The following is a 23,928-nucleotide window of genomic DNA, read 5'->3' as shown; positions in this document are numbered from 1 at the left end:
TTAAGGTCTGTCGTTACGTTCAACCTTGATGGATTCCCCGATGGACATGCCCGAGGCCCCCACCTCATCCAGCCTGCAAGAGGCTTTCCTGCGTGTGCGCGATGAGCTGCAACGCAGCGTCATTGGCCAGCCGCACCTGATCGATTGCCTGCTGGTGGCCCTGTTGGCCGATGGTCACCTCCTGGTCGAAGGCGCCCCGGGCCTGGCCAAGACCACTGTCGTCAAGGCGCTGGCAGCCTGCATCGAGGCCGATTTCCACCGCGTGCAGTTCACGCCCGACCTGCTGCCGGCTGATCTCACCGGCACCGACGTGTTTCGTCCGCAAGCAGGCAGTTTCGAGTTCGAGCGAGGCCCGCTGTTTCACAACATCGTGCTGGCCGACGAAATCAATCGCGCACCGGCCAAGGTGCAATCGGCACTGCTCGAAGCGATGGCCGAGCGCCAGATCACCGTGGGGCGCAGCACCTGGCGCCTGCCGGAGCTGTTCATGGTGATGGCGACGCAGAACCCGATCGAGCAGGAAGGCACGTTTGCGTTGCCCGAGGCGCAGCTCGATCGCTTCGTGATGCACGTGACCATCGGCTACCCCGACGCGGCTGCCGAGCTGGCCATCCTGCAGCTGGCCCGCGAGCAGGCGCGCAGGAGCCTGCATCCGGTGCCGGTGGCGCGGCCGAGCCTGAGCCAGGCCGATGTATTCAGTGCGCGCGACGCGGTGCTGGATGTACACATGGCCCCGGCGCTGGAGGAATACATCACGCAACTGGTGCTGGCCACGCGCGAACCGGGCGTCTATGGCGCCGAGCTCAAGCGCTGGATCGCCTGGGGCGCCAGCCCGCGCGGGACCATCGCACTGGATCGCTGCGCTCGCGCCCACGCCTGGCTGGCGGGGCGCGATTACGTGCTGCCTGAGGACGTGCACGCCATTGTCCACGAAGTGCTGCGCCATCGCGTCCTGCTCAGCTACGAGGCGGAGGCCGAAGGCGTTCGCAGCGATCAGGTGATACGCCGCGTGCTGGATCTTGTGCCCCTGCCGTGAGTGCCGTTGCTCCCATCACACCGGACGGCGATGGCCGTACGAGCGTCCGCCTCGCCGAATTGGTGGCCTTGCGCGCACGGGTCGCCAAAGCGGCGCTGCCGAGGCTGGAAAGCCGGGCGATGCGCTCGGGCCAGCAATCCAGCCGTCTATACGGCCGCGGCATGGATTACGCCGAATCGCGTGTCTACCAGCCGGGCGACGATGTGAGACGCATGGATTGGCGGCTGACCGCGCGTAGCGGCCGCCTGCACACCAAGTTGTTCCAGGAGGAACGCGAGGGTCGCTTGCTGATCCTGCTCGACGCCCATGAGAGCATGCGCTTTGGTACCCGTGTACGCCTGAAATCCGTGCAGGCTGCGCGTGCTGCGGCGCTGGCTGCGTGGTACGCCGTGCGCGCGGGTGAGCGGGTAGGCTTGATGTCCTTTGGTAACGGTCACCGCATGCTGCGGCCTCAGTCGGGCACGCGCGGTGCGCTCGCCGTCTGCGGTGCGCTGGCGGATTGGGATGCCAGCTATGCGCCCATTCCGGGCGAGCCGCTGTCCGATGTGCTGTTGCGCGCGGGGCGGCTGATGCATGGCGCCAATCGCGTGTTGTTGATCAGCGACGGGCTCAGCTGCGACGACGGTGCGCAGGGTCACCTGCTCAAGCTGTCGCACAAGGCGGGCATCCGCGTGCTGGTGGTGGCAGATGCCCTGGAGCTGGGGCTGCCGCCCGCAGGGCGTTATCCGATGGAACACGATGGCATCCGCCGCGAAGTGGCCCTGTTTGGCGGGCGTCAGCGCCGCGAGTTCCAGCAGGCGCTCGGCGCAGGGCAGAGCCGACTCAACGCCATGGCGCAAGCGCTCGGCCTGCCGCACAGCACCATCGATACCGCCGCCGATCCGCTGGATGCCGTGATGTCGCTGCTGGCGCCCGGAGTACGTCGATGAGCGCGCCAGCCGCCGCACCGGCCAACGGCCCTTTGCTGCGCGACATCCATCTGCCGCCGCCGCCCTCATGGTGGCCGTTGGCGCCCGGATGGTGGGGCCTGATGGTGTTGGGACTGCTCGCCGTCGGCGTGTCCATCTGGTGGTGGCGTCGACAGCGCCGCCGTGCTGGCGACGAACGGCGCGTGTTGGCCGAGGTGGACCAGGTGCTGTCGTCGTGTCGCGAGCAACCGCAGGCGCTCGCCAGTGGTTTGCACCAGCTGCTGCGGCGCGGCGCGCTGCGCATCGATCCGGCTGCCGCTCAGCAGCGTGGTGATGCCTGGCGCCAGACGCTGGCGCGGATGCCCGTCGACGCCATCGCACTTGAGCAACTGCACGGCTTGGAAGCAGCCATGTATCGCCCGACGACGTCGTTGGACCCCGATGCCGCGGCAGGCGCCACGCGCCGCTGGTTGCAGCTGGCGTGGCGCCACCGCGTCCGATCGTCGGGTCAGGCGTTAGGCGGCCGCAAGGCGAGCGGGATGCTGCCATGACCGAGTTCGTCTGGCCGTGGGTCATCGTGCTGGCGCCGCTGCCGTGGCTGTTGCGTTGGTGGCTGCGTCCCGCCTCGCCGGGGCAGGCCCTGCATATTCCTCATCCGGGCGTGCATCTGGACACGCCCGAGCGACAGGGGCGCGGCGGCTGGCGCATGTGGTTGCTCGTGCTCGCATGGCTGGCCCTGCTGGGCGCGGCCGCGCGCCCTCAATGGGTGGGTCCCCCCCAGGCCCAGCAGCGCAGCGGACGTGCCCTGATGCTGGCGGTCGATCTATCCGGAAGCATGCGTACCGATGACATGCAGTTGAGCGGACAGCCGGTAAGCCGTTTTGGCGCAGTGGAAGCGATTGCCGGCGATTTCATTGGGCGTCGTAGCGGCGATGAGATGGGTTTGATCCTGTTCGGCAGCCGAGCCTTCCTGGTAACGCCGCTCACCTATGACTTGCAGGCCGTGCGCGCTCAGCTGCAGGGCGCGGCCGTGGGCCTGGCAGGTACCGAAACGGCGATTGGCGATGCCATCGGCGTGGCGGTGAAGCGGCTGGCGGGTTTGCCGGAGCAGGCGCGCGTAGTCGTGCTGCTGACTGACGGCGTCAACAACGCCGGCAATATCGCGCCGCTCGATGCCGCGCATGCGGCGAAAGCCGCGGGCGTGCGCATCTACACCATCGGCATCGGCGCCACGGAGATGAGCATTCCCGATTTGTTTGGCACGCATACGGTGAATCCGTCGGCGGACCTGGACGAAAACATGCTGCGCACCATGGCGACGCAGACCGGTGGTCGCTATTTCCGCGCTACGGATGCCAGTCAATTGGCCGATGCCTATCGCGCCATCGATGCTCTGGAGCCGATGCCGCAACAAGGCCCTTCGCTGCGGCCGCGCCATGAGTTGTTCCGCTGGCCGCTGGGCTTCGCCGTGCTGGCATGGCTGCTCGCCTTCGCACCGCATGTGCGCCGCCGGGAGGCGTTTGCATGAGCGAGGCATGGCAGCAGTTTCATTTCCTGCGGCCGTGGTGGCTGCTCGCTCTTTGCGCGCTGCCGCTGTTGATTGCGCTTGCCGCAGGGCGACACGGTGCGCGCGAACAACTGTCGCGCCTGGTCGATGCGGAGTTGTTGCCGTTCCTGTTGACAGGAAATCCCGTGCGCAGGCGCGCCACGCCATGGTTGCTGGCCTGTGGCTGGGCGCTCGTCACGCTGGCGATGGCAGGACCCACCTGGAGCCGCGTGGCGCAACCCTTGTATGCGAAACGCGCCGCCCAGGTGGTGGCCGTGTCGCTGTCGCAGCGCATGTTGGCGCGCGATGTGACACCAAGCCGGCTGGATCGCGCGCGCTACAAGGTGCGAGATCTCCTGGCCAGCAATCATGATGGGCTGAACGCGTTGATTGCGTACGCTGGCGAAGCCTTCGTGGTGGCGCCGTTGACCTCCGATGGCGCGGCGCTCAACGATCTGCTGGCGGCACTCTCGCCCGATACCATGCCTGTCGATGGCGACGATCCGGCCCAGGCCATCGAACGCGGCGTCAGCCTGATACACGACGCCAAGGTCGGCGGCGGCTCGCTGGTGCTGGTCACCGATGATGCCGATGCTGCGGCGCAGGCTGCCGCGCGCAAGGCGCTGGCCGATGGCGTGCGCGTTTCGGTGCTGGGCATCGGTACTGCGCAAGGTGGCCCGGTACCGCTGTCGGACAACAGCTTCCAGCGCGACGCGCAAGGCGGCGTGACGCTCGCGCGGCGCAACGACGATGCCTTGCGCGCACTCGCCGCCAGCGGCGGCGGGCAATACGTGCCGATGACCGATGATGATCGCGACATACGCGCGCTCGATGGCGAACTGCGCGCAGGCGGACCGGCAACACTTGCGGCCGATCTGCACGGCGACGAATGGCAGGATCGCGGGCCATGGTTGCTGCTGTTGTTGCTGCCGCTGGCGGCCACGTCGTTCCGCCGTGGTTGGCTGATGCTGTTCGCGCTGGCGTTGCTGCCCGCGATGCCCGGTGTTGCACAGGCGAGCACGTGGAGCGATTTGTGGCGTCGCCCCGATCAACAAGCCGCCATGGCGTTGCAACAGGGCGATGCCAGGCGTGCCGAGCAGTTGGCGCGCGATCCCGCCTTGCGTGGAGCGGCCGCCTATCGCGCCGGAGACTACGCCGCGGCAGGCCATCAGCTGCGCCCGCTGGCGGGCACTGACGCGCAATACAACCTTGGCAATGCGCTGGCCAGGCAGCGCGATTACCAAGGCGCCCTGGATGCCTACGATCGAGCGCTCAAGGCCGATCCCAAGAACGCCGATGCGCTGGCCAATCGCAAGGCGGTGGAAGACTGGATGCGTCATCAGCCTAAGAATCCGCAGAACGACAACGGTGCGAAGGACAACAAGGGCAAGGCAGGCTCGGGTCCCTCGACTACACCGCCCGACCATGCACAAGGCCAGGCGGGCCAGCAGCGCGACGAGAGCAAACAGGACCAGGGCCAAGGCAAGTCCTCGCAGGATGCGCACGGCGGTTCGGAAGGCCAGAGCCACGATCAGAGCGAGCAGGGGCGCAACCAGACGATGGACAAGTCGCCCGGCCAGGAAGGCGTCAATCAGCCGCAGACGCCCGAGCAACAGGCGCAGGAGCGCGCACGCCAGGCCCAGGCGCAACAGGCGCTTCAAAAGCAGATGGACGAGGCGCTGGGCAAGCAGCAAGCCAACGAGAAAGCGCGCGACGGCACCCACGAACTTGGCGCCATCGAGAAAGACGACGCCCAATCGAAACTGCCTGCCGATGTGCGACAGGCGCTGCAGCGCGTGCCTGACGATCCGGGCGCGCTGTTACGGCGCAAGTTCGAACTTGAATACCGGCAGCGCCATGGTGGCGCATCGCCGTCTGAAGGTGACTCGCAGTGAAGGCCCGCTATCTTCGTATCTTGCTGTTTTGCCTCGCGTGCCTGTGGCCGCTGGCGTCGTTCGCCGCGGACGTGCAGGCAACGCTGGATCGCAACCGCGTGGAGCTTGGTGAGACAGTCACGCTGAATCTGCGCGCCAGTGGCGGAGCCATGGCGGCCACACCGGACCTGAGCGCGTTGTCGCAGGACTTCGCCGTGCTTGGCTCTTCAAGCAACACCAGCATCAGCATCATCAACGGCCAGCGCGCCGCGCAGGTTACGGTGGGCGTGGCATTGCGTCCGCTGCGTGTGGGCACCTTGCGCATTCCAGCGCTGTCCTTTGCCGGCGGGACCACCGCACCAGTGGCGTTGGAGGTGGTGCAGCCCGATGCCAGCGCAGCAGCGGCGGGTCGCAAGGACGTCTTCGTCGAGGCGACGGTCGATCCCGCCAGCGCGTATGTCGGCCAGCAGATCGTCTATACGGTGCGCTTGTTCTACGCCACCGATCTGACCAGCGGTGCCCTGGAAGACCCGCAAGTAACCGGCATCGACTTCCGTCGCCTCGGCGATGAAATCACCTATCAGGCGGAGCGGGGCGGTCGTCGCTACAACGTGATCGAGCGCCGCTACGCGGCCACGCCACAGCGCGAAGGCCATCTGCAGATTCCAGCCGTGGCCTTCCAGGGCGAGTCGGTCAACATGGCCAACCCCGACGCCTTCTTCGGCAACGGCACGCCGATCACGGCGGCGTCGCCGTTGGTGGACATCGATGTACGGCCGGCTCCCACGCAGGCGGCGCAGGCGGCATGGTTGCCTGCGCGTTCGCTCAATCTCACGCTGGATGGCGGCCCGTCGCATGGCGATCTGCATGTGGGCGAACCATTGAACCTGGTGATGAACGTGCAGGCCGTCGGCCTGCCGTACGAGGCCTTGCCTGCGCTCAGCCTGCCCGCGCTCGACGGCGCCACTGTGTATCCGGACAAGCCGGTGAATGGCACGCGCGTGGAAGGCCCGTGGCTGGTGGGGCGTCGTCAGCAGAGCTTCGCCGTGGTGCCCAATCGCGCCGGCAAGCTGAGCATTCCGGAAACCACGCTCACCTGGTGGAACGTGGTGGAGAACCACGCCGAAACAGCGCGCATTCCGGCGCAGACGTTCAACGTGCTGGCGGCGGCAGGCGCGCCAGCGGCGTCGGCAGCGCCCACGCCGCAAAGCAACGCCATACCTGTCGAAGTCGCGCCGGCGCAGGCCACCGTCGTCGTGCAACACACCTGGTGGCGCAGTATCGCCTTCGCCAGCCTCGGCTTGTGGGTACTGACGGTGCTGGCCTGGCTGATCTGGCGTCGTCGACGCGGCGGGCTGGCGGCGAATGCGCCGCCACGGGAAACCCAGGCCACGGCATCGCATCTGCGCGCGGCCTTTCTTGCTGCTGCCCGTGGCAAGGATGCGGCAGGACAGGCGGCCTCCTTGCTCGCCTGGGCCCAGGCGGAAAGGCCTGCGCTACGCAATCTCGGTGAACTCGCCCTGGCTTTGTCTGCAGGAGCTCAACGCGAAGCCATCGATGCCTTGCAGCGCAAACGCTATGCCGGCGCGGACGATGCCGGGCTGGACGAGCGCCTCGCTGCTGCGTTCAAAAATGGATTTGCGTGGCAGCCCCTGGCGCAAGCGTCGAACGCCTCGCCGCTGCCGCCGCTCTATCCGTTCAATGTGCGTCGCTGAGCGCCTCGCGCCAGATGGCGGCCATGTCCTCGCTGAAACAGCAGACCCGCACCTCTGATGGACCGCCCTGCGGCGCATCCAGCAGGCTGCGCACGGCCACCCGCGCGGCCCGATGCGGCGGATAGCCGTAGACCCCACAGCTGATCGCGGGGAAGGCGATCGAATTGAGGTCATATTCTGTCGCCAGCACCAGGCTTTGCCGATAGCAGTTGGCCAACTGTTCAGGCTCGCCGCTCTGGCCGCCCAGCCAGATCGGGCCGACGGTATGGATGATGTAGCGTGCCTTGAGGTCGAATCCGGCGGTGATGCGCGCTTCGCCGGTAGGACAGCGCACGCCGGGGCTGAGCTCGGGTATGGCCTGGCAGGCCTCCATCAGCCTCGGGCCCGCCGCCCGGTGGATGGCGCCATCCACGCCGCCGCCGCCCAGCAGCGCGCTGTTGGCGGCGTTGACGATGGCATCCACGTCCAGTGCGGTAATGTCGCCGACAATGATGTCTATGTTCATAGGCCTTGGCTTCGTAAATAGTTGCGACGTATGCTTGGGCTACGACACCATCCCGCAGGGAATGACCCATCGCCATGACTAAGGCAGAAGACATTTCGTTTGGCTATTTGCTCAACGATGTCACCTTGCTGTTCCGCAAGCACTTCGACAGGCGAGCCGTGAAATTCGGGTTGACCCGCGCCCAGTGGCGGGCCACCAAGATGCTCTACCACCGCGAAGGTCTGCGCCAGACCGAGCTGGCCGAATCGCTGGAAATGGAGCCCATCGCGGTGGGCCGGGTGATCGATCGCCTGCAGGCTGCCGGTTTCGTGGAGCGTCGCCCCGATCCCAAGGACCGCCGCGCATGGCGGCTCTACGTCACCGACCAGGCGCGCGGCGTCATCGCCGATATGGAGCTGATCGCCAAGGGTGTACGCAAGGATGCCACCCAGGGTATCAGCGTGCCTGAGCTGGAGCAGGCGCTGGGCGTGCTCAACCGCATCAAGGAAAACCTGCAGGCGCTGGACAACGGGGCAAGCCCCGACGACGGCGAGGTCTGATCCAACGCCCCAGCTAGCCCCGGCCCAGGCCTTATGGCAGGTGTGCGTCATGCTGCCGCCATACTATTTTGCGATGAACATGTCGTCTGCCTGACGGCGGACGATTTGCCAAGTGCTGTCGGTCGTGCGGGTCACGGACGCTGGCTGCATCACAATGCCTGGTGCGACGCACCGGGAAGGTGAGGGATGCCCATGTACGAGGGCATGCTTGGTGCGGCAATCCCCTTTTTGGACAGGCAGCGCAGCCTTTTGTGGCGGCGCCCCGGCGCATGACGGGCGCGCCGGTAGCGGTGGGTGGTCGGAGACATCATGCAAGGTTCGTCCCGCAAGAAACTCGTAGTGCTGGCAGCGATCATCGTCGCCGCGATCGTGGCCGCGCAGATGTTCCGCGGCGGCGAGCGTGCCGCCGCCAAGACGCCTGCCACACCCTCATCGGTGCCGGTGAAGGTGGCCAGCGCGCATCGCGGCGATCTCGATCTCACCTTGAAGGTGATTGGTCGCGCCGAAGCCTTTTCGACGGTGAACGTGCAGGCGCGCGTCAGCGGCCAGTTGCAGGCCTTGCTGTTCAGGCCCGGCGGACAGGTGAAGCAGGGCGACACCATCATCCGCATCGATCCGAGCCTGCTGCAGGCGCAGCTCGATCAGGCGCTGGGCAATGTCGCCAAGGACCAGGCGCAGCTCGACAACGCCAACACCATCATCAAGCGTTACCAGCCCTTGCTCGGCAAGGGCTACGTCTCGCAGATGGACTACGACACGTACAAGGCCAACCAGAGCATCTATACCGCTGCGGTGAAGGCCGACCAGGCGGCCGTGGAACTGGCGCGCACGCAGCTGAGCTATACGCAGATCCAGGCGCCGTTCGACAGCATCGCCGGTGCACCGCTGGTCTATCCCGGCGCGCAGCTCACTGCCAATGACACCTCGATCGTCGTGCTCAATCAGATACGCCCGATCCACGTGACTTTCTCCGTGCCCGAGACGGGCCTGGATGGCATCAAGGCCAGCATGACGCGCGGCAAGGTGCCTGTGGCCGTGAATATCCCCGGCACCAAGTCAGCGCCGATGGCTGCCGAGTTGGACTTCATCAACAACTCGGTGGATGCCACTACCAGCACCATCCAGCTCAAGGCGCGCTACGCCAACGACGACGACCGGCTTACGCCGGGACAGTTCGTGGAAGTGGCGTTGCCTACCACGCGCCTGAGCAATGTGGTGACGGTGCCCGTGGTGGCTCTGCAGAACTCGCCGCTGGGCAGTTTCGTGTTTGTGGCCAATGCAGACGGCACGGTGCAGCAGCGCATGGTCACGGCGGGCCCCACGACGGGCGCGCAGATCGTCATCGAGAAAGGCCTGGACGGCAACGAGACCGTGGTGACGGACGGCCAGCTGCTGCTGGTCGACGGCGCCCATGTGCACGTCGTGACTGACAAGGGCTGAGGCAGCACATGAACCTGCCTGCCCTGTGCATACGACGCCCGGTGATGACCACGCTGCTGATGGTGGCGTTGCTGGTGTTTGGCGTTGTCGCGTATCCGAAGCTGCCGGTCAACGAACTGCCCAATGTCGACTTCCCCACCATCACGGTGAGCGCCAGCCTCCCGGGCGCGGCGCCGGAAACGATGGCGACGGCGGTGGCGACGCCGCTGGAAAATCAGTTGTCGACGATTGCCGGCATCCAGTCGATGACCTCGACCAGTGCCTTGGGCGCCACCTCGATCACGCTTACCTTCGAGCTCGATCGCAATATCGATGGCGCGGCGCAGGACGTGCAGGCGGCCATTTCCGCCGCACAGCGCCAGCTACCCACCAACATGCCCACGCCGCCGACCTTCCGCAAGGTGAATCCGGCGGACGCACCAATTCTCTATCTCACGTTGCGCTCACGCACGCAGCCGCTTTCCGTGGTCGATGACTACGCCGAGACCCAGTTGGCCCAGCGCCTGTCGATGATCGACGGCGTGGCGCAGGTGAGTGTGTACGGTGCCCAGAAATACGCGGTGCGCGTCAGCGTCGACCCGCAGAAGCTGGCAGCGAGCGGCATCGGCATCGATACGGTGCAGAACGCCATCGCCGCCGCCAACGTGAATCTGGCAACGGGCTCCTTGAACGGCAATCGCCAGCTGCTGCAAATCCGTTCGGACGGCCAGTTGCAGCGGGCCAATGCGTATAACAGCATCATCGTGGCCTACCGCAATGGCGCACCCGTACGGCTGTCGGACCTGGGCAAGGCCGAAGACAGTGTGCAGAACGACCAGGTCGCCAGCTGGTACAACGGCGAACGCGCCATCGTGCTCGCGATCCAGCGCCAGCCGGGCTCGAACACGGTGGCGACCATCGATCGCATTCGCGCGGTGCTACCCACGTTCGAAGCCACTTTGCCGCCATCGATCAAACTGGCGGTCTTGTACGACCGCTCGGTGTCCATCCGCGAATCGGTCAACGACGTGCAGTTCACGCTGCTGCTCGCCGGTGCGCTGGTGGTGCTGGTGATCTATCTGTTCCTTGGCAATGCATCCGCCACCTTGATTCCTGCGTTGGCGCTGCCGGTCTCCATCGTCGGTACGTTCGGCGCGATGTTTGCGCTGGGCTACAGCCTGGACAATCTTTCGCTGCTCGCCCTGACACTGGTGGTCGGATTCGTGGTGGACGATGCCATCGTGATGCTCGAGAACATCGTGCGTCACGTGGAAGAGGGCATGGACCCGTACGAGGCGTCGCTGAAAGGCGCCAGCGAAATCGGCTTCACCATCTTCTCGATGACTTTGTCGCTGGTGGCGGTGTTCCTGCCGGTGATGTTCATGGGCGGCATCGTCGGCCGCCTGTTCCATGAGTTCGCGGTGACGCTGAGCGTGGCGATCCTGATCTCCGGTTTCGTCTCGATCACGTTGACGCCGATGCTGTGCAGTCGCTTCCTGAAGCATGCCGAGCACGAGAAAAAGGCCAAAGTCGTGCTGTGGTTCGACGCGGGTTTCGAGCGCGTGCGCCGCGGCTACGTGAGTTCGCTGACCTGGGCCGTGCATCATCCGCGCAGCATCATGGGGCTGTTCGTGGCCAGTCTGGTCGCCACGGCGGTGCTTTTCGTGGTGGTCGACAAGGATTTCATCCCGGCCGGCGATTCGGGGCAGCTCAACGTCAACGTCGAAGGTCCGGACGACACCTCCGTGGCCAGCATGGCGCAACGCCAGCAGCAGCTGGCCAAGATCGTGGGCGACGATCCGAACATCCAGAGCTATATGTCGTCGGTCGGCAGCGGCGGTGCGCGCACGACCACCAACAACGGTTCCCTGTCGCTCACGCTCAAGCCCGCCGGCGAGCGTGAGCAGGGCATCAACGAAATCATCCAGGAGTTGCGCGCCAAGTTCGCCAAAGTGCCCGGCATCCGCGCCTATATCCAGAACCCGCCGCCGATCCAGGTGGGCGGACGTCAATCGAAGGCGCAATACCAGTACACCTTGCAGTCGATCGACACGCCGGCGCTGTACGACTGGTCGGGCAAGGTGATCACCGCCTTCAGCAAGCTGCCCGGTTTCCAGGACGTCACCAGCGATCTGGACCTCAATGGTCCATCCATCGTGGTGAACGTGAATCGCGACAAGCTCGCGACGCTGGGCCTGAGCATGGATCAGGTGCAGACGGCGCTGGGATCGGCGTTTGGCGCCAATCAGATTTCCACCATCTACGGCGCGTCATCGCAGTACTGGGTGATCCTGCAGGTCTATTACGCCTTGCAGAACGATCCGGATGTGCTGTCGCAGATCTACGTCACCTCGAGCAGTGGCGGATTGGTGCCGCTCAATGCGGTGGCGAGCTTCGAGCGCAAGCCGCAGGCGCTCACCGTCAATCACCAGGGCCAGATTCCCGCGGTGACGGTCTCGTTCAACCTCGCGCCGGGCGTAAGCCTCAGCGAAGCCGTCGCGAGCATCGATGGCGCGATGAAGCAGATGAACCTGCCGCCGACCATCACCGGCAGCGTGCAGGGCACGGCGCAGGCGTTCCAGGACTCGATGCAGGGCATGGGCCTGCTGTTGGTGATGGCGCTGTTCGTGATCTATCTGGTGCTCGGCATTCTGTACGAAAGCTTCATCCATCCGTTGACGATCCTCTCCGGGCTGCCGTCGGCCGGTGTGGGTGCGTTGCTGACACTGATGATCTTCCATGCGCCGCTGGACCTGTTCTCCTTCGTGGGTATCGTGATGCTGATCGGCATCGTGAAGAAGAACGCGATCATGATGATCGACTTTGCGTTGGAGAAGCAGCGCAGCGAAGGCACTGCGCCGGCGTTGGCGATCGTCGAAGCGTGCCAAGTGCGTTTCCGCCCGATCATGATGACGACCATGGCCGCGTTCGCCGGCACCTTGCCGATTGCGCTGGGACTTGGCGCGGGTGCGGACACGCGTCGCCCGCTGGGCCTGGCCGTGGTGGGTGGCCTGCTGGTGTCGCAGGTGCTCACGCTGTATCTGACGCCGGTGATCTATCTGTATCTCGATCGCCTGAATGCGCGTTTGTCGCGCAAGCGGCGTGTGGGCGAAGCCGAAGCAGCCCACTGAGCGTCACCTCACCTCACCTCCTGTGGGAGCGCACCCTGTGCGCGACTGCGGCGAGGCGTCGTCTCCGCTTCGTAGGTTTGTCGCGCACAGGGTGCGCTCCCACAGTGAATGGCTGGACAAAAAAAGGGCGGCCGTGGGCCGCCCTCTTGATCACACGTGGTGAGCGATCACTCTTCCGTCCCGTCACCCGCAAACGCCCCAGGCGCCGAACCAAAATCGCCATCAGCCTGCGCAGCCATGTACGAGAACGCGGCATACACCGCCACGTTCTGCGCCAGTTCCTTCGGATCGATCTTGTCGAGCGTGTCGTTGGCGGTGTGGTGGTAGTCGAAATAATCGGTGCCGTCCTGCACCAGCGACAGCGCGGCCATGCCCTTGCCGTGCATCTGCGACAGGTCCGAACCACCGCCGCCCGGCTTCTTGGCGTCGTAGTCCACGCCGATCGGCGCCAGCACCTTGGCGATCTGCTCGATGGCGCCGCGCGCTTCGGGCTTCACGCTGGCGGTCATCAGCCACACTTTGCGCGCGCCGAAATCCGACTCGGTGCCGAGCTGAAACTTCGAGACTTCCTTGGCATGCTTGTCGGCATACGCGCGACCGCCCCACAGGCCCATCTCTTCGTTGGCGAAGGCGATGACGCGAATGGTGCGGTCCGGACGCTGCGGCATGTCGTGGATAAGCTTGCCGGCGGCCATGGCGATGGCCACGCCGGCGCCGTCGTCGATCGCGCCAGTGCCCGGATCCCAGGAATCGAGATGACCGCCGATGGCGATGACCTGATCCGGGTGCTTCTTGCCGGTGACTTCGCCGATCACGTTGGCGCCGGTATAGCTGCCGTTGAAGCCGACATCGAGATCGAGCTTGACGCTCACCGGCTTGCCATAGCCGAGGATGCGCGTGAGCTGGTCGGCATCGGGATTGGAGAGCGCCGCGGCGGGGATGGCCTCTTTCGGATCGGTGAAGCCGGTGACGCCCGTATGCGGCGTGCGGCTATTGGCATCGGTGCCGGCCGAGCGCAGCAGGAAGCCGGCGGCGCCCATCTTGGCGGCGATCACCGGACCACCGACGCGCACGCCCGAGCCGATGGCGTAATCCGCGCCATCCTTGTGGCGCTGCATGTGCGCATCGACGTAAACGATCTTGCCCTTCACGCTGGCGGGATCGGCCTTTTTCAGTGCATCGAGGCTATCGAAGCGCACCACTTCGGCAGTGAGGCCGCCCTTGGGCGTGCCGGCCGAGTAGCCCAGTGCGATCAGGTCCAGCGGCTGCGGGAACGGAGCCACGATGGCTGCATGTTCGCTGCGGCGTTCCCACAGCGGATAGGTGACCTGCTCGGTATAGACCTTGTCGAAACCCAGTGCCTTGAACTTGGCGATCGCCCACTCGCGGCCGCGCTGATCGGCCGGACCGCCGGCAATGCGCGGGCCCACTTCCGTGGTCAGCGACTCGACGATCTGGTAGGCCGTGTTGTCGTTCATCGCCTTGTCGCGCAGCTGTTCGGCCGTCTTTACGGCTGCGGCGGGAACCGTGGTCTGGGTGGCGGCATGGGCCGAGCCGATGGCAAACATCAGGCTGGCGGCGAGCAAGGTGAGCGGCAGTTGACGCATGGGGACGTTCCTTGGGCGGAAACTTCGATTATGGCCCGCATGCCTCTGGCTGCTTAGGCCAGAAGTCACGGTGCGGGGATAAAAACATCAAAAACAAAAAAGGCGCCCTGGGCGCCTTTTCCGCGCAACGTTCCTCGTCGCTTACTTCGGGTTCTGCGCCTTCAGCAGGTCGCGGATCTCGGTGAGCAACACCACGTCGGCCGCTGGAGGCGCTGGCGCGGCTTCCTCGCGGCGGGTGAGTTTATTGATCGCCTTGACCACCAGGAAGATCGCGAAAGCAATGATGAGGAACTGGATCAGGGTATTGATGAAGTTGCCGTAGCCAATAGCCACTTCGGCAATCTTGTGCGCCGGATCGGTATTGTCGGCCGGCTTGAGCACCCACTTCATCTGCGAGAAATCGACGCCGCCGGTGAGCAGGCCGATCGGCGGCATGATGATCTGGTCCACCAGCGAGGTGACGATCTTGCCGAATGCGCCGCCGATCACAACACCGACCGCGAGGTCGATCACGTTGCCGCGCATGGCGAATTCTTTGAACTCTTTGAGCATGCTCATGCTTCTCTCCCTGGGCTTGATGGCAGCGACACTCTAGCTCAGCGCCGTGTGGACGCGGCATGTAGCCGCGCCCGCAAGTTCAGACGACCTTGCCCTCGAGCGTGGCCACACCGGCCAATTCGGCATGAAACCGGTCGCCGCGTTGCATCGCTGAAACACCGGCAGGCGTCCCGGTGAAGATCAGGTCGCCGGCCTTCAACTCGAACAGCGTCGAGAGCAGGGCAATGATCTCGTTCACGCTGTGCACCATGTCGCCGAGGCGGCCGTGCTGGCGCTGCTGGCCGTTCACGGTCAAGGTGAGTGCGGTATCGGCATCCAGCGTCACCTGGCTGGCCGGGCGCAGCGCGGAGACGGGCGCGGAATGATCGAAGCCCTTGGCCACGTCCCAGGGATGGCTCTTGGCCTTGGCCACGGCCTGCAGGTCGCGGCGGGTCAGGTCCAGACCCACGCCGTAGCCCCAGATCAGCGCGCCGGCTTGCTGTTCGGTCAGGTCACGTCCGCCCGCGCCCAGTGCCACCACCATTTCCACTTCGTGGTGCAGGTCGTGGGTGGCTTGCGGGTAGACGACGTCGGCACCGTCGGTGACCACGGCGTCGGCCGGCTTGGTGAAGAACAGCGGGGTGTCCTTGTCCACCGTCGCGCCCATTTCGCGGGCGTGCTCGGCGTAGTTGCGGCCGATGCAGAAGATGCGGCGCAGCGGGAAACGTTGGTCGCTGCCGATGATCGGCAGGCTCGGTACAGGCGGGGGAGAAATGGCGTATGACATGGGCGGAAAGGGTATCACCGCTGACCCGTCCTGCCAGTCCCCTGTCACGTCAGCTTTTTTCGATCCGGGCTTGCGAGTACAACCGGGCCGTTCTCTGCCCTCGATCAAGTCAGCCCGGGTGACAGCTGTCACCGCCTTTGGCTGATGAGGGCCTCTGGAGGCGGAAGCGTCGCTCCAGCATTGTGTATCGCATCATGGAACCGGCTCGGACCGGCAGGGAGAGCGTGTGGCGAATGCGGATCTATTGAAGGAACTGCGCATCGAGAAACACCTGCGCGAGGAGCATGGCCAGGGACCCGGTCGCTGGCCGTGGATCGTTGGCGGCGTGCTGCTCGTCCTGTTGGTCGCAGCTGGGGTGGCGTGGTTGGTGCTGGGCCGGCAGGCCATCGAAGTGCAGACGGCCCAGGCGCAGTCGCCGGTCGCCAATGCGGCGGCCGGTGCGGTGCTGCAGGCCACCGGATATGTCACCGCGCGGCGGCAGGCGACCGTGTCGGCACAGATCACCGGCACGCTGACCGACGTGCTGATTGAAGAGGGCGATCACGTGAAGCAGGGCCAGGTAGTGGCACGCCTCGATGACTCGCAGTACAAGGCCGCACTTGATGCGGCCCGTACGGCGGCCGCCGCATCGCACGCCCTGGTGTCGCAGTACCAGGTGCAGCTTGCACAGAACGAGCGCGACGCGGTGCGCAACGAAGGACTCGCCGTGAAAGGCCTGGTCGCCAAACAGGTCGCCGAGCAATCGCGCACGCTGGTGGACAGCACCCGCGCCCAGCTGCTCTCGCAGCAGCGCAGTGCGGCCTCGGCCGATGCGCAGGTCGTTGAGGCGCGGGTCAACTTCGACTATTGCGTGATCCGCGCGCCGTTCGATGGCGTGATCACCACCAAGGACGCACAGGTCGGCGAAATCGTCTCGCCGTTCTCCGCCGGCGGCGGTTTCACCCGCACGGGCGTCGGCACCGTGGTTGACATGGATTCGCTGGAAGTGGACGTCGACGTCAACGAGGCCTATATCGGCCGCGTGGAGCCGCATATGCCCGCCGAGGCCGTGCTGGACGCCTATCCGGACTGGAAGATTCCCGCCCACGTCATCGCCATCGTTCCCGCCGCCGATCGCGGCAAGGCCACGGTGAAAGTACGCGTGGCGCTGGAGAAGAAGGACGGACGCATCGTGCCGGACATGGGCGTGCGCGTGTCCTTCCTGGAAAAGAAGCAGGAAGCGCCGCAGGCACACGCACCGCAGGGCGCGCTGGTGCCGACCGCGGCCATCGCGCAGCGCGACGGTCATGGCGTGGTGTTCATCGTCAGCGGGGACACCGTGCAGCAACGCACGGTATCTGCGGCCGCCTCGAAAATCGGCGACCAGAGCCTGCTGCCGACAGGTGTGCAAGTGGGCGACATCGTGGTGGTGTCGCCGCCGGAGCCATTGAAGGACGGCGACCGGGTCAAGCTGGCGGCAAAAGCCGCCCAGTGATCCGCTTCGTCAACGCGTGATCGGATGCATCGCCTGGAACGGTGCCAAACAATTCGCATCAGGAGCTAACGCATGAGCACGTTGATCGAAACCCGCGACCTCTCCAAGGTGTACGAGCGCGGCAAGCAGAAAGTGGAAGTGCTGCACCACATCAACCTCGATATTGCCGAAGGCGATTTCCTGGCGTTGATGGGGCCGTCCGGTTCGGGCAAGACCACCTTGCTCAATCTCATCGGAGGCCTGGATACGCCCAGCGGCGGCAGCATCACGGTGGCGGGTCAGCGCCTCGACCAGCTCGGCGGTGGCCAGTTGGCGAAGTGGCGGGCGGCGCATGTGGGCTTCGTGTTCCAGTTCTACAACCTGATGCCGATGCTGTCCGCGCAACGCAACGTGGAGTTGCCGTTGCTGCTCACCAAGCTGTCAGCCGCGCAGCGACGCAAGAATGCGTCGATCGCGCTGCAGCTGGTGGGCCTGGATGAGCGCGCGACGCATAAGCCCAGCGAACTCTCCGGCGGTCAGCAACAGCGCGTGGCGATTGCCCGTGCCATCGTTTCCGATCCCACGCTGCTGGTTTGCGATGAGCCGACAGGCGACCTCGATCGCCAGTCCGCCGAGGAAGTGCTCGGGCTGCTGCGCGTGCTCAATCGCGAGCACGGCAAGACCATCGTGATGGTCACGCACGATCCGAAGGCGGCCGAATACGCGAACCACACGCTGCATTTGGACAAGGGTACGCTGGTCGAACAGGCACTGGCGTGAGGATGCGACGATGAAATATCTCCATCTCATCTGGGCGGCGCTGTTCCGGCGCAAGACCCGCACCTTGCTTACGCTCGTGTCGATCATTGCCGCGTTCCTGCTGTTCGGCATGCTCGACGCGGTGCGTACCTCGTTCAACCAGGCGGGCCAGAGCGCCAATGGCGCACAACGCCTGCAGACCGGTTCGAAACTCTCCTTCATCCAGACCTTGCCGCAATCGCTGGAAGCCCAGATTGCGCAGGTGCCCGGCGTGAAGATGGTGACCTACGCGAACTGGTTCGGCGGCGCCTATCAGGACCCGCACAACCAGGTCTTCAGTTTTGCGGTGGAACCGAACTACATCGACCTCTATCCGGAGATCGAGGTGAGTGCGGCCGAGCGCAAGGCCTTTGACGATACGCGAACGGGCATTCTCGTCGGCGAAAAACTGGCCAAGCGTTTCAACTGGAAAGTAGGCGACAAGATCCCGCTGCAGTCGACCATCTTCCCGGATCGCCAGGGCAGCAAGAACTGGACGTTCGACATCGTCGGCATCCTGCATTCGAAGGACAAGAAGAGCGGCGGCTTCTTCGACCAGATGCTGTTGCTGCACTGGAAGTATTTCGACGAGACCACGCCGTTCAATCGCGGCACCGTGGGCTGGTATGTCACGCGCGTCAGCGATGTGAACCAGGCCGACAAGGTGGCCAAGGCGATCGACGCGATCTCAGCCAACTCCGATCACGAGACGCGTACCCAGACCGAACAGGCGGCGACCGCCAACTGGATGAAGCAGCTGGCTGATATCGGCCTGATCGTGGGTTCGATCATGGGCGCGGTGTTCTTCACGCTGTTGCTGTTGTCCGGCAACACCATGATGCAGGCGGTTCGCGAACGCACCAGCGAGCTGGCGGTGCTCAAGACGATTGGCTTCTCCAATCAGGCCGTGCTCGCCATCGTGCTGGCCGAGTCCGTACTGCTGTTGTTGCTCGGCGGTGTGATCGGGCTTGGCCTGGCCTCGCTGATCATTCCCGTCGTGAGCGCCGGCAGCGGCGGCATGCTCAACCTGCCCAGCGTGGGTGCGGGTAGCTGGATCCTGGGCCTGGTGCTGATGATCGCCATCGGACTGCTGGTGGGCGTATTGCCGGCCATGCGGGCGATGCGGCTGAACATCGTCGATGCATTGGCTGGCCGCTAAGGAGAGCGACATGAAGAATTTCCTGTTCAATCTGGGCTTGCTGATCGTGATCGCCATCGTGCTGTGGGCCTGGGTCATCCTGCCCTGGCAGGGCGTCATCGGGCTGGCCGTGGTGTTTGCCTTGTGGATGGCGTTCACCCGCAGCGGTCGGCGTGCGGCATCGGTGGCGAGCGTCGGCATCAGCACACTAAGGCAGCGCATCGGATCGTCGGCGGTCATCGTGATCGGTATTGCCGGCGTGGTTGGCGTGCTGGTCGCCTTGTTGGCGATGGGCGAGGGCTATGCGGAGACGCTGCGCAAGACCGGCAGTGCCGACACCGCCATCGTGATGCGCGGTTCATCGGCGGCCGAAGTGATGTCGGTACTCGATCACGACAGCGTGACGCTGATTCCGCAGGCCGCGGGCATCGCCAAGGACAGCAAAGGCCAGCCCATCGCCTCGCCGGAGCTGGTGGTAGCCGCCAATCTTCCACTCAAGGGCGGCAACCCGGACGACGAAGGCAGCGTGCAGCTGCGCGGCGTCGGCGACCAGGCCTGGGCCGTGCGTCCCAACGTGAAAGTCATCGAGGGACGCAACTTTCAGCCCGGCATGCGCGAGTTGATCGTGGGCAAGGGCGCGGCAAAGCAGTTCGATGGCCTGGTGCCTGGCCATACCGTAAAACTGGGCAACCAGCAGTGGACGGTGGTCGGCGTGTTCTCGTCCGGCGATGCCATGGATTCGGAAATATGGGGCGATGCCAGCGTGGTGGCCGACACCTATCGTCGCGGCAGCAGTCGTGCGTCGGTGATGGTGCGGTTGGCTGATCCCAAGTCCTACGACAAGTTCAAGGCCGAGCTGGAAGGCAATCCGCAGTTGAAGGTGGATGTCAGCACCACCTTGGACTACTTCAGCAAGCAGTCCGAAGGCATGACCAAGGTGATCAAGGTAGTCGGCATTACGGTCGGCCTGATCATGGCCATCGGCGCCATGTTCGGCGCGCTCAATACCATGTTCGCAGCCGTCGCCGCCCGTGCACGCGAAATCGCCACCTTGCGTGCGATCGGATTTCGCGGCTTGCCCGTGGTGGTCGCGGTGATGTTGGAAACCATGTTGCTCGCGCTGATCGGCGGCTTGCTCGGTGGCTTGCTCGCCTGGGTGATCTTCAATGGCTATAGCGCCTCGACGCTCGCTGCGGGCACCGTGGGCAAATTGAGCTTCGAGTTGCGCGTGTCGCCAGCCCTGCTCTGGACAGGTCTCAAATGGGCGCTCGCCATCGGTTTCATCGGCGGCATCTTCCCGGCCATCCGCGCCGCGCGATTGCCGGTGACGACCGCGTTGCGCGAACTGTAAGAGCGGCGGTGGCGCGGCCTCACCGCGCGACCGCTTGCGAATCTGGCGGCGCCGCGCAACGCTCGCGCCGTCGGTGACGCCTGGGGAGATCGTCATGCGCAAGGGATATGCGATAGGGCTGGCCCTGCTGCCTTGGCTTGCCGGCTGTGCAAGCTATGTGACCCACAAGATCGAACATCCGGCGCGCAGCCATACGCCGTTGCAACTAGCCATCCACGACAACCTGCGGCAGCAGGGCTTTGTGCAGGCATCGATACGCACGTCCGATGGTGTGCGTATGGCTTATTGGCTGGGTCAGCCGCATGCATACGTCATGCAGGAAACCTTCAGGGCATCAGCCGATGGCTCGAGCCTCCGATGGCAGTGGCAAATGCCGCAGGCCCCGTTCGATGGTTCGCGGCTCGCAGTAAAGGGCAGCATCGTGTTGCTGCACCCGTGGGAAGGCGAGGGCGCCATGCTGGCAACCTGGGCGTATCGGTTTGCATCGTCAGGCTATGTGACGGTGATGCCGGATCTGCGCAGCCAGGGTGATTCTGACATCGCACCAGTCGGCTACGGGCCGCGTGAAGGCAAGGACGTGGCCGAGCTGGTGCGCAGCCTTCGTGCATCGGGGCGGTTGCCGTCGCCGCTGTATTTGATGGGCGTGTCCTATGGCGCCACCGCAGCGGTGTTCGCGGCCGCTGAGCTGGACGATGTCGATGGTGTGATCGCGCTGGAGCCATATGGCAATGCGGCCGACGTCATTCGTCGCGCGCCATCGACGGGCTTGTTCGGTCCGCGTTGGCTGGGTCATGCCATAGGTGGATCCAGCGTGGATGCGGCCATTGCGCGTGCATCCAGCGACCTGGGCGTCGATCTGGAGCACATCGACACCGCCAGCGCGTTGCGGCATGCACCCTGCACCTTGATGTTGCGTGGCGCCAGCGATCCGCTCGTGTCGGCGACAGCCTTGAAAGCACTGGCCGCCAGTTCACCGCAGGCGCGCTATGTCGAAGTCCCGAGCGAAAATCACCTCAGCCTGCCGTTGCGCACGGACCGCCTGATGCAACCCCTGCTCGACTGGATGCATGCCTTGGTATCACCTCACACGGCATGCCCAACCTTCACGCCGCTGCCGGCGTCGGAAAGTGCGGGCTCTGGAAAAGCGCTGGAGATCAGCGGCGCTGGCGCGCCAAGGTGATGGCGCCCACGCCCAGCAGGATGATGGCCATGCCGATCAAGTCATACGGCCCCACGCTTTCACCAGCGAGCAACACGCCGAACAGCACGGCCACTGGCGGGTTCACATAGGCGTAGCTGGTCGCCAGTGCGGGCCGCGCGTGCTTGAGCACATATAGGAAGGCACTGAACGCGATGATCGAGCCGAACACCGCAAGATAGACCAGCGCTGCGGTGGCGCGTGCGGTGGGATGGGCTGGCAGCTGTTCGCCGCTGGCGAAGCCTACGATCAACATGGCCACGCTTGCGCAGAGCATTTGCGCCGCCGTATTCATGGGGCCAGCCGGCATATCCTGACGACGGCTCCAGGTCGCGCCGAAGGCCCAGCTCATCGCGGCCACGAGCAGCGCGATCGCACCGATACGCGAACCGGAAAGTCCGGCGCCAAGGTTGAGCACGATCACGCCCACGAAACCGATCACCAGGCCAATGGCTTCGCGGCGCGTCGGCCACTCCCGATAGAGACCCGAAAACAGCGCCGCGAACAGCGGCATGCTGGCCACCGCCACGGCGGCAATCCCCGAACTCACCCGCTGCTCGGCGAAGCAGACCAGGCCATTGCCAACGCCGAGTAGCAAGAACCCGGTGATGGCCGCATTGCGCCACTGACGCGCCGTGGGCAGCGCCACGCCGCGCAGGCGAAGGAAGGCAAACAGCGCAACGCCGGCGCCCAGAAAACGAATGCCCGCAAGCAGGAAGGGCGGGTAGCTTTCCAGGGCATAGCGGATGCCCAGGTAGGTCGAACCCCAGATGATGTACAGCGCAAACAGCGCCAACGGCACCAGCACGCGGGTGTCGGCAAAGGGCGCGGTCGCCGCGGGGGCGACGGAGGTGGTCGTGGTATCTGTCATGGCAGGCTGCGCGGGGAGCATCGCGGGGTGGATGCCGCTCATAGTTTACAGGCACACCCAACATAGTCCGGGCGCAGCGGCGGCAGAAGCGAGGCTTCCGCAAGGCAGGGTTGAGCGCTGCTCAAGTCAGGCGGCTGAGCGCTTGCCTTCTCGATGGTCGCCACGCTGTTCGCTGGCAAGCAGCTCGCGCTTGCGTTCCACGCCCCAGCGCCAGCCGCCGAGCGAACCGTCTTCGCGGACGATGCGATGGCACGGCACGATCAAGGCGAGCCGGTTGTTGCCGCACGCATTGCCGATGGCGCGGGCAGCTCGAGGCATGCCCAGTTCCGCGGCCAATTCGCCATAGCTTTTGGTGGTGCCGGCGGGGATGCGCGTGAGTGCATTCCACACACGCCATTGAAAGGCCGTGGCGGCGACATCGAGCGGCGGAAGATCCGGTGCATCCGTGGTGCTCCAGCCCAGTTCGCCGGCGATGCGCGCGATCACCGCGTCCAGCCATTCTTCGCGGCCGGCATCCACGCGTTCGCGGGTTGCGTGCGGGAACTCGTCGGCGAGCCGCTGCTCCAGTTCCGCATCGGTATCGCCCAGCGTTACTGAGCAGATGCCGCGTGAAGTGGTGGCGACCAGCAGGCGGCCCAGGGAGGTCTCGGTGGTGGTGTAGCGGATCGCAGCGCCCGCGCCGCCGGCGCGATAACTGGCGGGCGTCATGCCGAGCAGTCGGTCGCTATGTTCGTAGACGCGGCTGCCCGAACCGAAGCCGGCGTCGTAGACCGCATCGGATACCGCCGCGCCTTTGCGCAGTGCCGTCTTGAGCTGGCCGAAACGGCGCGCGCGATGATATTCCGCCGGACTCATGCCGTAGCGACGCCGAAACGCCCGCTGCAGATGGCTGGGACTGAGCTTGGCAACCTCGGCAAGATCCTGCAGGGTCGGCGCTTCGTCGGCGCGTTCCAGCAGCAGGCGGACCTGTTCGAGGGTGGATTCGTTGGTGTGGCGGGTCGTCATGGTGGACATCCGAAGAACCGATGAGTCCAGCCTAGTGCCAGCCTGCCTGGCCAGCCATCCGGATCTTGCGCGGCTAGTCTCCTGGGTGCGTGACGCAACACCAGCGTCGGCGGCGCCGACGCTTCAGGACTTGCTGATTGCCGGACGGCCCGCAGGCCGGATCATCAATGCGCGACGTGATGCGTGCGCTGCAGCACCACAAATTCGCCTTCGATGACTTCGGGCTTGTGGCTGCGCGTGCCCACAGGCGACACGGCACTGCGCTTGCGCGACCATTGGCGTAGCGCGAATACCACAGCGCCTCCAACGAGCAGCACGCTCGCTACCACGAGACCAAACACCAGCAAGATGCCCACCACGGCGAGGCCCACGAGCAGCGACAAAGCGCGGACCAGGGGATGGCGGGAGCGACGCGGCATGGGCAGTGAAAAGCGCATGTGTTAAAAATCCGTGTGGTAAAATCAACGACTTACGTGCGTAACGATGGGGCCTTAGGGCGAAAGAGGCAAG

21 protein-coding genes are annotated in these 23,928 nt (G+C 65.1%); 14 read left to right on the top strand and 7 right to left on the bottom strand.

Annotated features, from left to right (window positions below; all coding sequences use genetic code 11):
- Positions 1–40: 40 nt before the first annotated feature.
- From AB4Y82_RS14210 to AB4Y82_RS14185, 6 genes are read left to right on the top strand one after another with little or no spacing between them, the layout of a single operon-like run.
- Positions 41–1,036, top strand: a complete 996-nt coding sequence (locus AB4Y82_RS14210) for an AAA family ATPase (RefSeq protein ID WP_441604490.1) — start codon at positions 41–43, stop codon at positions 1,034–1,036.
- Positions 1,033–1,965, top strand: a complete 933-nt coding sequence (locus tag AB4Y82_RS14205; RefSeq protein ID WP_441611417.1) for a DUF58 domain-containing protein — start codon at positions 1,033–1,035, stop codon at positions 1,963–1,965. The genes AB4Y82_RS14210 and AB4Y82_RS14205 overlap by 4 nt, the downstream gene beginning before the upstream one ends.
- Positions 1,962–2,495 (top strand): DUF4381 family protein, encoded by a 534-nt coding sequence (locus tag AB4Y82_RS14200; RefSeq protein ID WP_441604488.1) that lies wholly within the window; start codon positions 1,962–1,964, stop codon positions 2,493–2,495. Before AB4Y82_RS14205 ends, AB4Y82_RS14200 begins: the two co-directional genes overlap by 4 nt.
- On the top strand, positions 2,492–3,472 hold the full coding sequence (locus tag AB4Y82_RS14195; RefSeq protein WP_441604487.1) for a VWA domain-containing protein: 981 nt from the start codon (positions 2,492–2,494) through the stop codon (positions 3,470–3,472). Before AB4Y82_RS14200 ends, AB4Y82_RS14195 begins: the two co-directional genes overlap by 4 nt.
- Positions 3,469–5,385, top strand: coding sequence for a VWA domain-containing protein (locus AB4Y82_RS14190; protein WP_441604486.1), 1,917 nt, complete (start codon positions 3,469–3,471; stop codon positions 5,383–5,385). The genes AB4Y82_RS14195 and AB4Y82_RS14190 overlap by 4 nt, the downstream gene beginning before the upstream one ends.
- Positions 5,382–7,079, top strand: coding sequence for a BatD family protein (locus AB4Y82_RS14185; RefSeq protein ID WP_441604485.1), 1,698 nt, complete (start codon positions 5,382–5,384; stop codon positions 7,077–7,079). Before AB4Y82_RS14190 ends, AB4Y82_RS14185 begins: the two co-directional genes overlap by 4 nt.
- On the opposite strand, the gene AB4Y82_RS14180 is transcribed toward AB4Y82_RS14185, so the two are convergent.
- A complete protein-coding gene (locus AB4Y82_RS14180) occupies positions 7,063–7,584 on the bottom strand; it encodes an O-acetyl-ADP-ribose deacetylase (RefSeq protein WP_441604484.1) in 522 nt (173 codons plus the stop codon). The genes AB4Y82_RS14185 and AB4Y82_RS14180 overlap by 17 nt on opposite strands.
- 74 nt (positions 7,585–7,658) lie before the next feature.
- On the opposite strand from AB4Y82_RS14180, the gene AB4Y82_RS14175 reads away from it, so the two are divergent.
- The 3 genes from AB4Y82_RS14175 to AB4Y82_RS14165 all read left to right on the top strand — a co-directional run bounded on the left by AB4Y82_RS14175 (position 7,659) and on the right by AB4Y82_RS14165 (position 12,673).
- Positions 7,659–8,123 (top strand): MarR family winged helix-turn-helix transcriptional regulator, encoded by a 465-nt coding sequence (locus tag AB4Y82_RS14175; RefSeq protein WP_441604483.1) that lies wholly within the window; start codon positions 7,659–7,661, stop codon positions 8,121–8,123.
- Between the two features lie 309 nt (positions 8,124–8,432).
- On the top strand, positions 8,433–9,563 hold the full coding sequence (locus tag AB4Y82_RS14170; protein WP_441604482.1) for an efflux RND transporter periplasmic adaptor subunit: 1,131 nt from the start codon (positions 8,433–8,435) through the stop codon (positions 9,561–9,563).
- An 8-nt stretch (positions 9,564–9,571) separates the two neighbouring features.
- Positions 9,572–12,673 (top strand): efflux RND transporter permease subunit, encoded by a 3,102-nt coding sequence (locus AB4Y82_RS14165; RefSeq protein WP_441604481.1) that lies wholly within the window; start codon positions 9,572–9,574, stop codon positions 12,671–12,673.
- A 167-nt stretch (positions 12,674–12,840) separates the two neighbouring features.
- Here the strand turns inward: AB4Y82_RS14165 and AB4Y82_RS14160 are convergent, their stop codons facing one another.
- The 3 genes from AB4Y82_RS14160 to AB4Y82_RS14150 form a co-directional block, all read right to left on the bottom strand.
- A complete protein-coding gene (locus AB4Y82_RS14160) occupies positions 12,841–14,280 on the bottom strand; it encodes a M20/M25/M40 family metallo-hydrolase (RefSeq protein ID WP_441604480.1) in 1,440 nt (479 codons plus the stop codon).
- 141 nt (positions 14,281–14,421) lie between these two features.
- Positions 14,422–14,838 (bottom strand): large-conductance mechanosensitive channel protein MscL, encoded by a 417-nt coding sequence (mscL, locus tag AB4Y82_RS14155; RefSeq protein WP_441604479.1) that lies wholly within the window; start codon positions 14,836–14,838, stop codon positions 14,422–14,424.
- A gap of 79 nt (positions 14,839–14,917) precedes the next feature.
- Entirely contained in the window at positions 14,918–15,604 is a 687-nt protein-coding gene (locus AB4Y82_RS14150) for a fumarylacetoacetate hydrolase family protein (RefSeq protein WP_441604478.1), read from the bottom strand.
- Between the two features lie 226 nt (positions 15,605–15,830).
- On the opposite strand from AB4Y82_RS14150, the gene AB4Y82_RS14145 reads away from it, so the two are divergent.
- The 5 genes from AB4Y82_RS14145 to AB4Y82_RS14125 all read left to right on the top strand — a co-directional run bounded on the left by AB4Y82_RS14145 (position 15,831) and on the right by AB4Y82_RS14125 (position 21,524).
- Positions 15,831–17,078 carry an efflux RND transporter periplasmic adaptor subunit gene (locus AB4Y82_RS14145; RefSeq protein WP_441604477.1) on the top strand — a complete coding sequence of 416 codons (1,248 nt, stop codon included), beginning with the start codon at positions 15,831–15,833 and terminating at the stop codon, positions 17,076–17,078.
- A gap of 72 nt (positions 17,079–17,150) precedes the next feature.
- Positions 17,151–17,837, top strand: a complete 687-nt coding sequence (locus AB4Y82_RS14140) for an ABC transporter ATP-binding protein (protein WP_441604476.1) — start codon at positions 17,151–17,153, stop codon at positions 17,835–17,837.
- 10 nt (positions 17,838–17,847) lie between these two features.
- Entirely contained in the window at positions 17,848–19,014 is a 1,167-nt protein-coding gene (locus AB4Y82_RS14135) for an ABC transporter permease (RefSeq protein ID WP_441604475.1), read from the top strand.
- Between the two features lie 10 nt (positions 19,015–19,024).
- Positions 19,025–20,344 carry an ABC transporter permease gene (locus AB4Y82_RS14130; protein ID WP_441604474.1) on the top strand — a complete coding sequence of 440 codons (1,320 nt, stop codon included), beginning with the start codon at positions 19,025–19,027 and terminating at the stop codon, positions 20,342–20,344.
- 94 nt (positions 20,345–20,438) lie between these two features.
- Positions 20,439–21,524: an alpha/beta hydrolase gene (locus tag AB4Y82_RS14125; RefSeq protein ID WP_441604473.1), complete on the top strand. Its 1,086-nt coding sequence runs from the start codon at positions 20,439–20,441 to the stop codon at positions 21,522–21,524.
- On the opposite strand, the gene yedA is transcribed toward AB4Y82_RS14125, so the two are convergent.
- From yedA to AB4Y82_RS14110, 3 genes are all read right to left on the bottom strand, one after another.
- Entirely contained in the window at positions 21,499–22,413 is a 915-nt protein-coding gene (gene yedA, locus AB4Y82_RS14120) for a drug/metabolite exporter YedA (protein WP_441604472.1), read from the bottom strand. The two genes, AB4Y82_RS14125 and yedA, sit on opposite strands and share 26 nt — an antisense overlap.
- Before the next feature lie 126 nt (positions 22,414–22,539).
- Positions 22,540–23,418, bottom strand: coding sequence for a methylated-DNA--[protein]-cysteine S-methyltransferase (locus AB4Y82_RS14115; protein ID WP_441604471.1), 879 nt, complete (start codon positions 23,416–23,418; stop codon positions 22,540–22,542).
- Between the two features lie 164 nt (positions 23,419–23,582).
- Positions 23,583–23,855, bottom strand: a complete 273-nt coding sequence (locus tag AB4Y82_RS14110) for a hypothetical protein (RefSeq protein ID WP_441604470.1) — start codon at positions 23,853–23,855, stop codon at positions 23,583–23,585.
- Positions 23,856–23,928 lie beyond the last annotated feature (73 nt).

It is taken from the genome of Dyella sp. 2YAF14 (assembly GCF_052114725.1).
Taxonomy (GTDB): Bacteria; Pseudomonadota; Gammaproteobacteria; order Xanthomonadales; family Rhodanobacteraceae; genus Dyella.
This window is presented reverse-complemented; position numbering and strand designations above follow the sequence as displayed.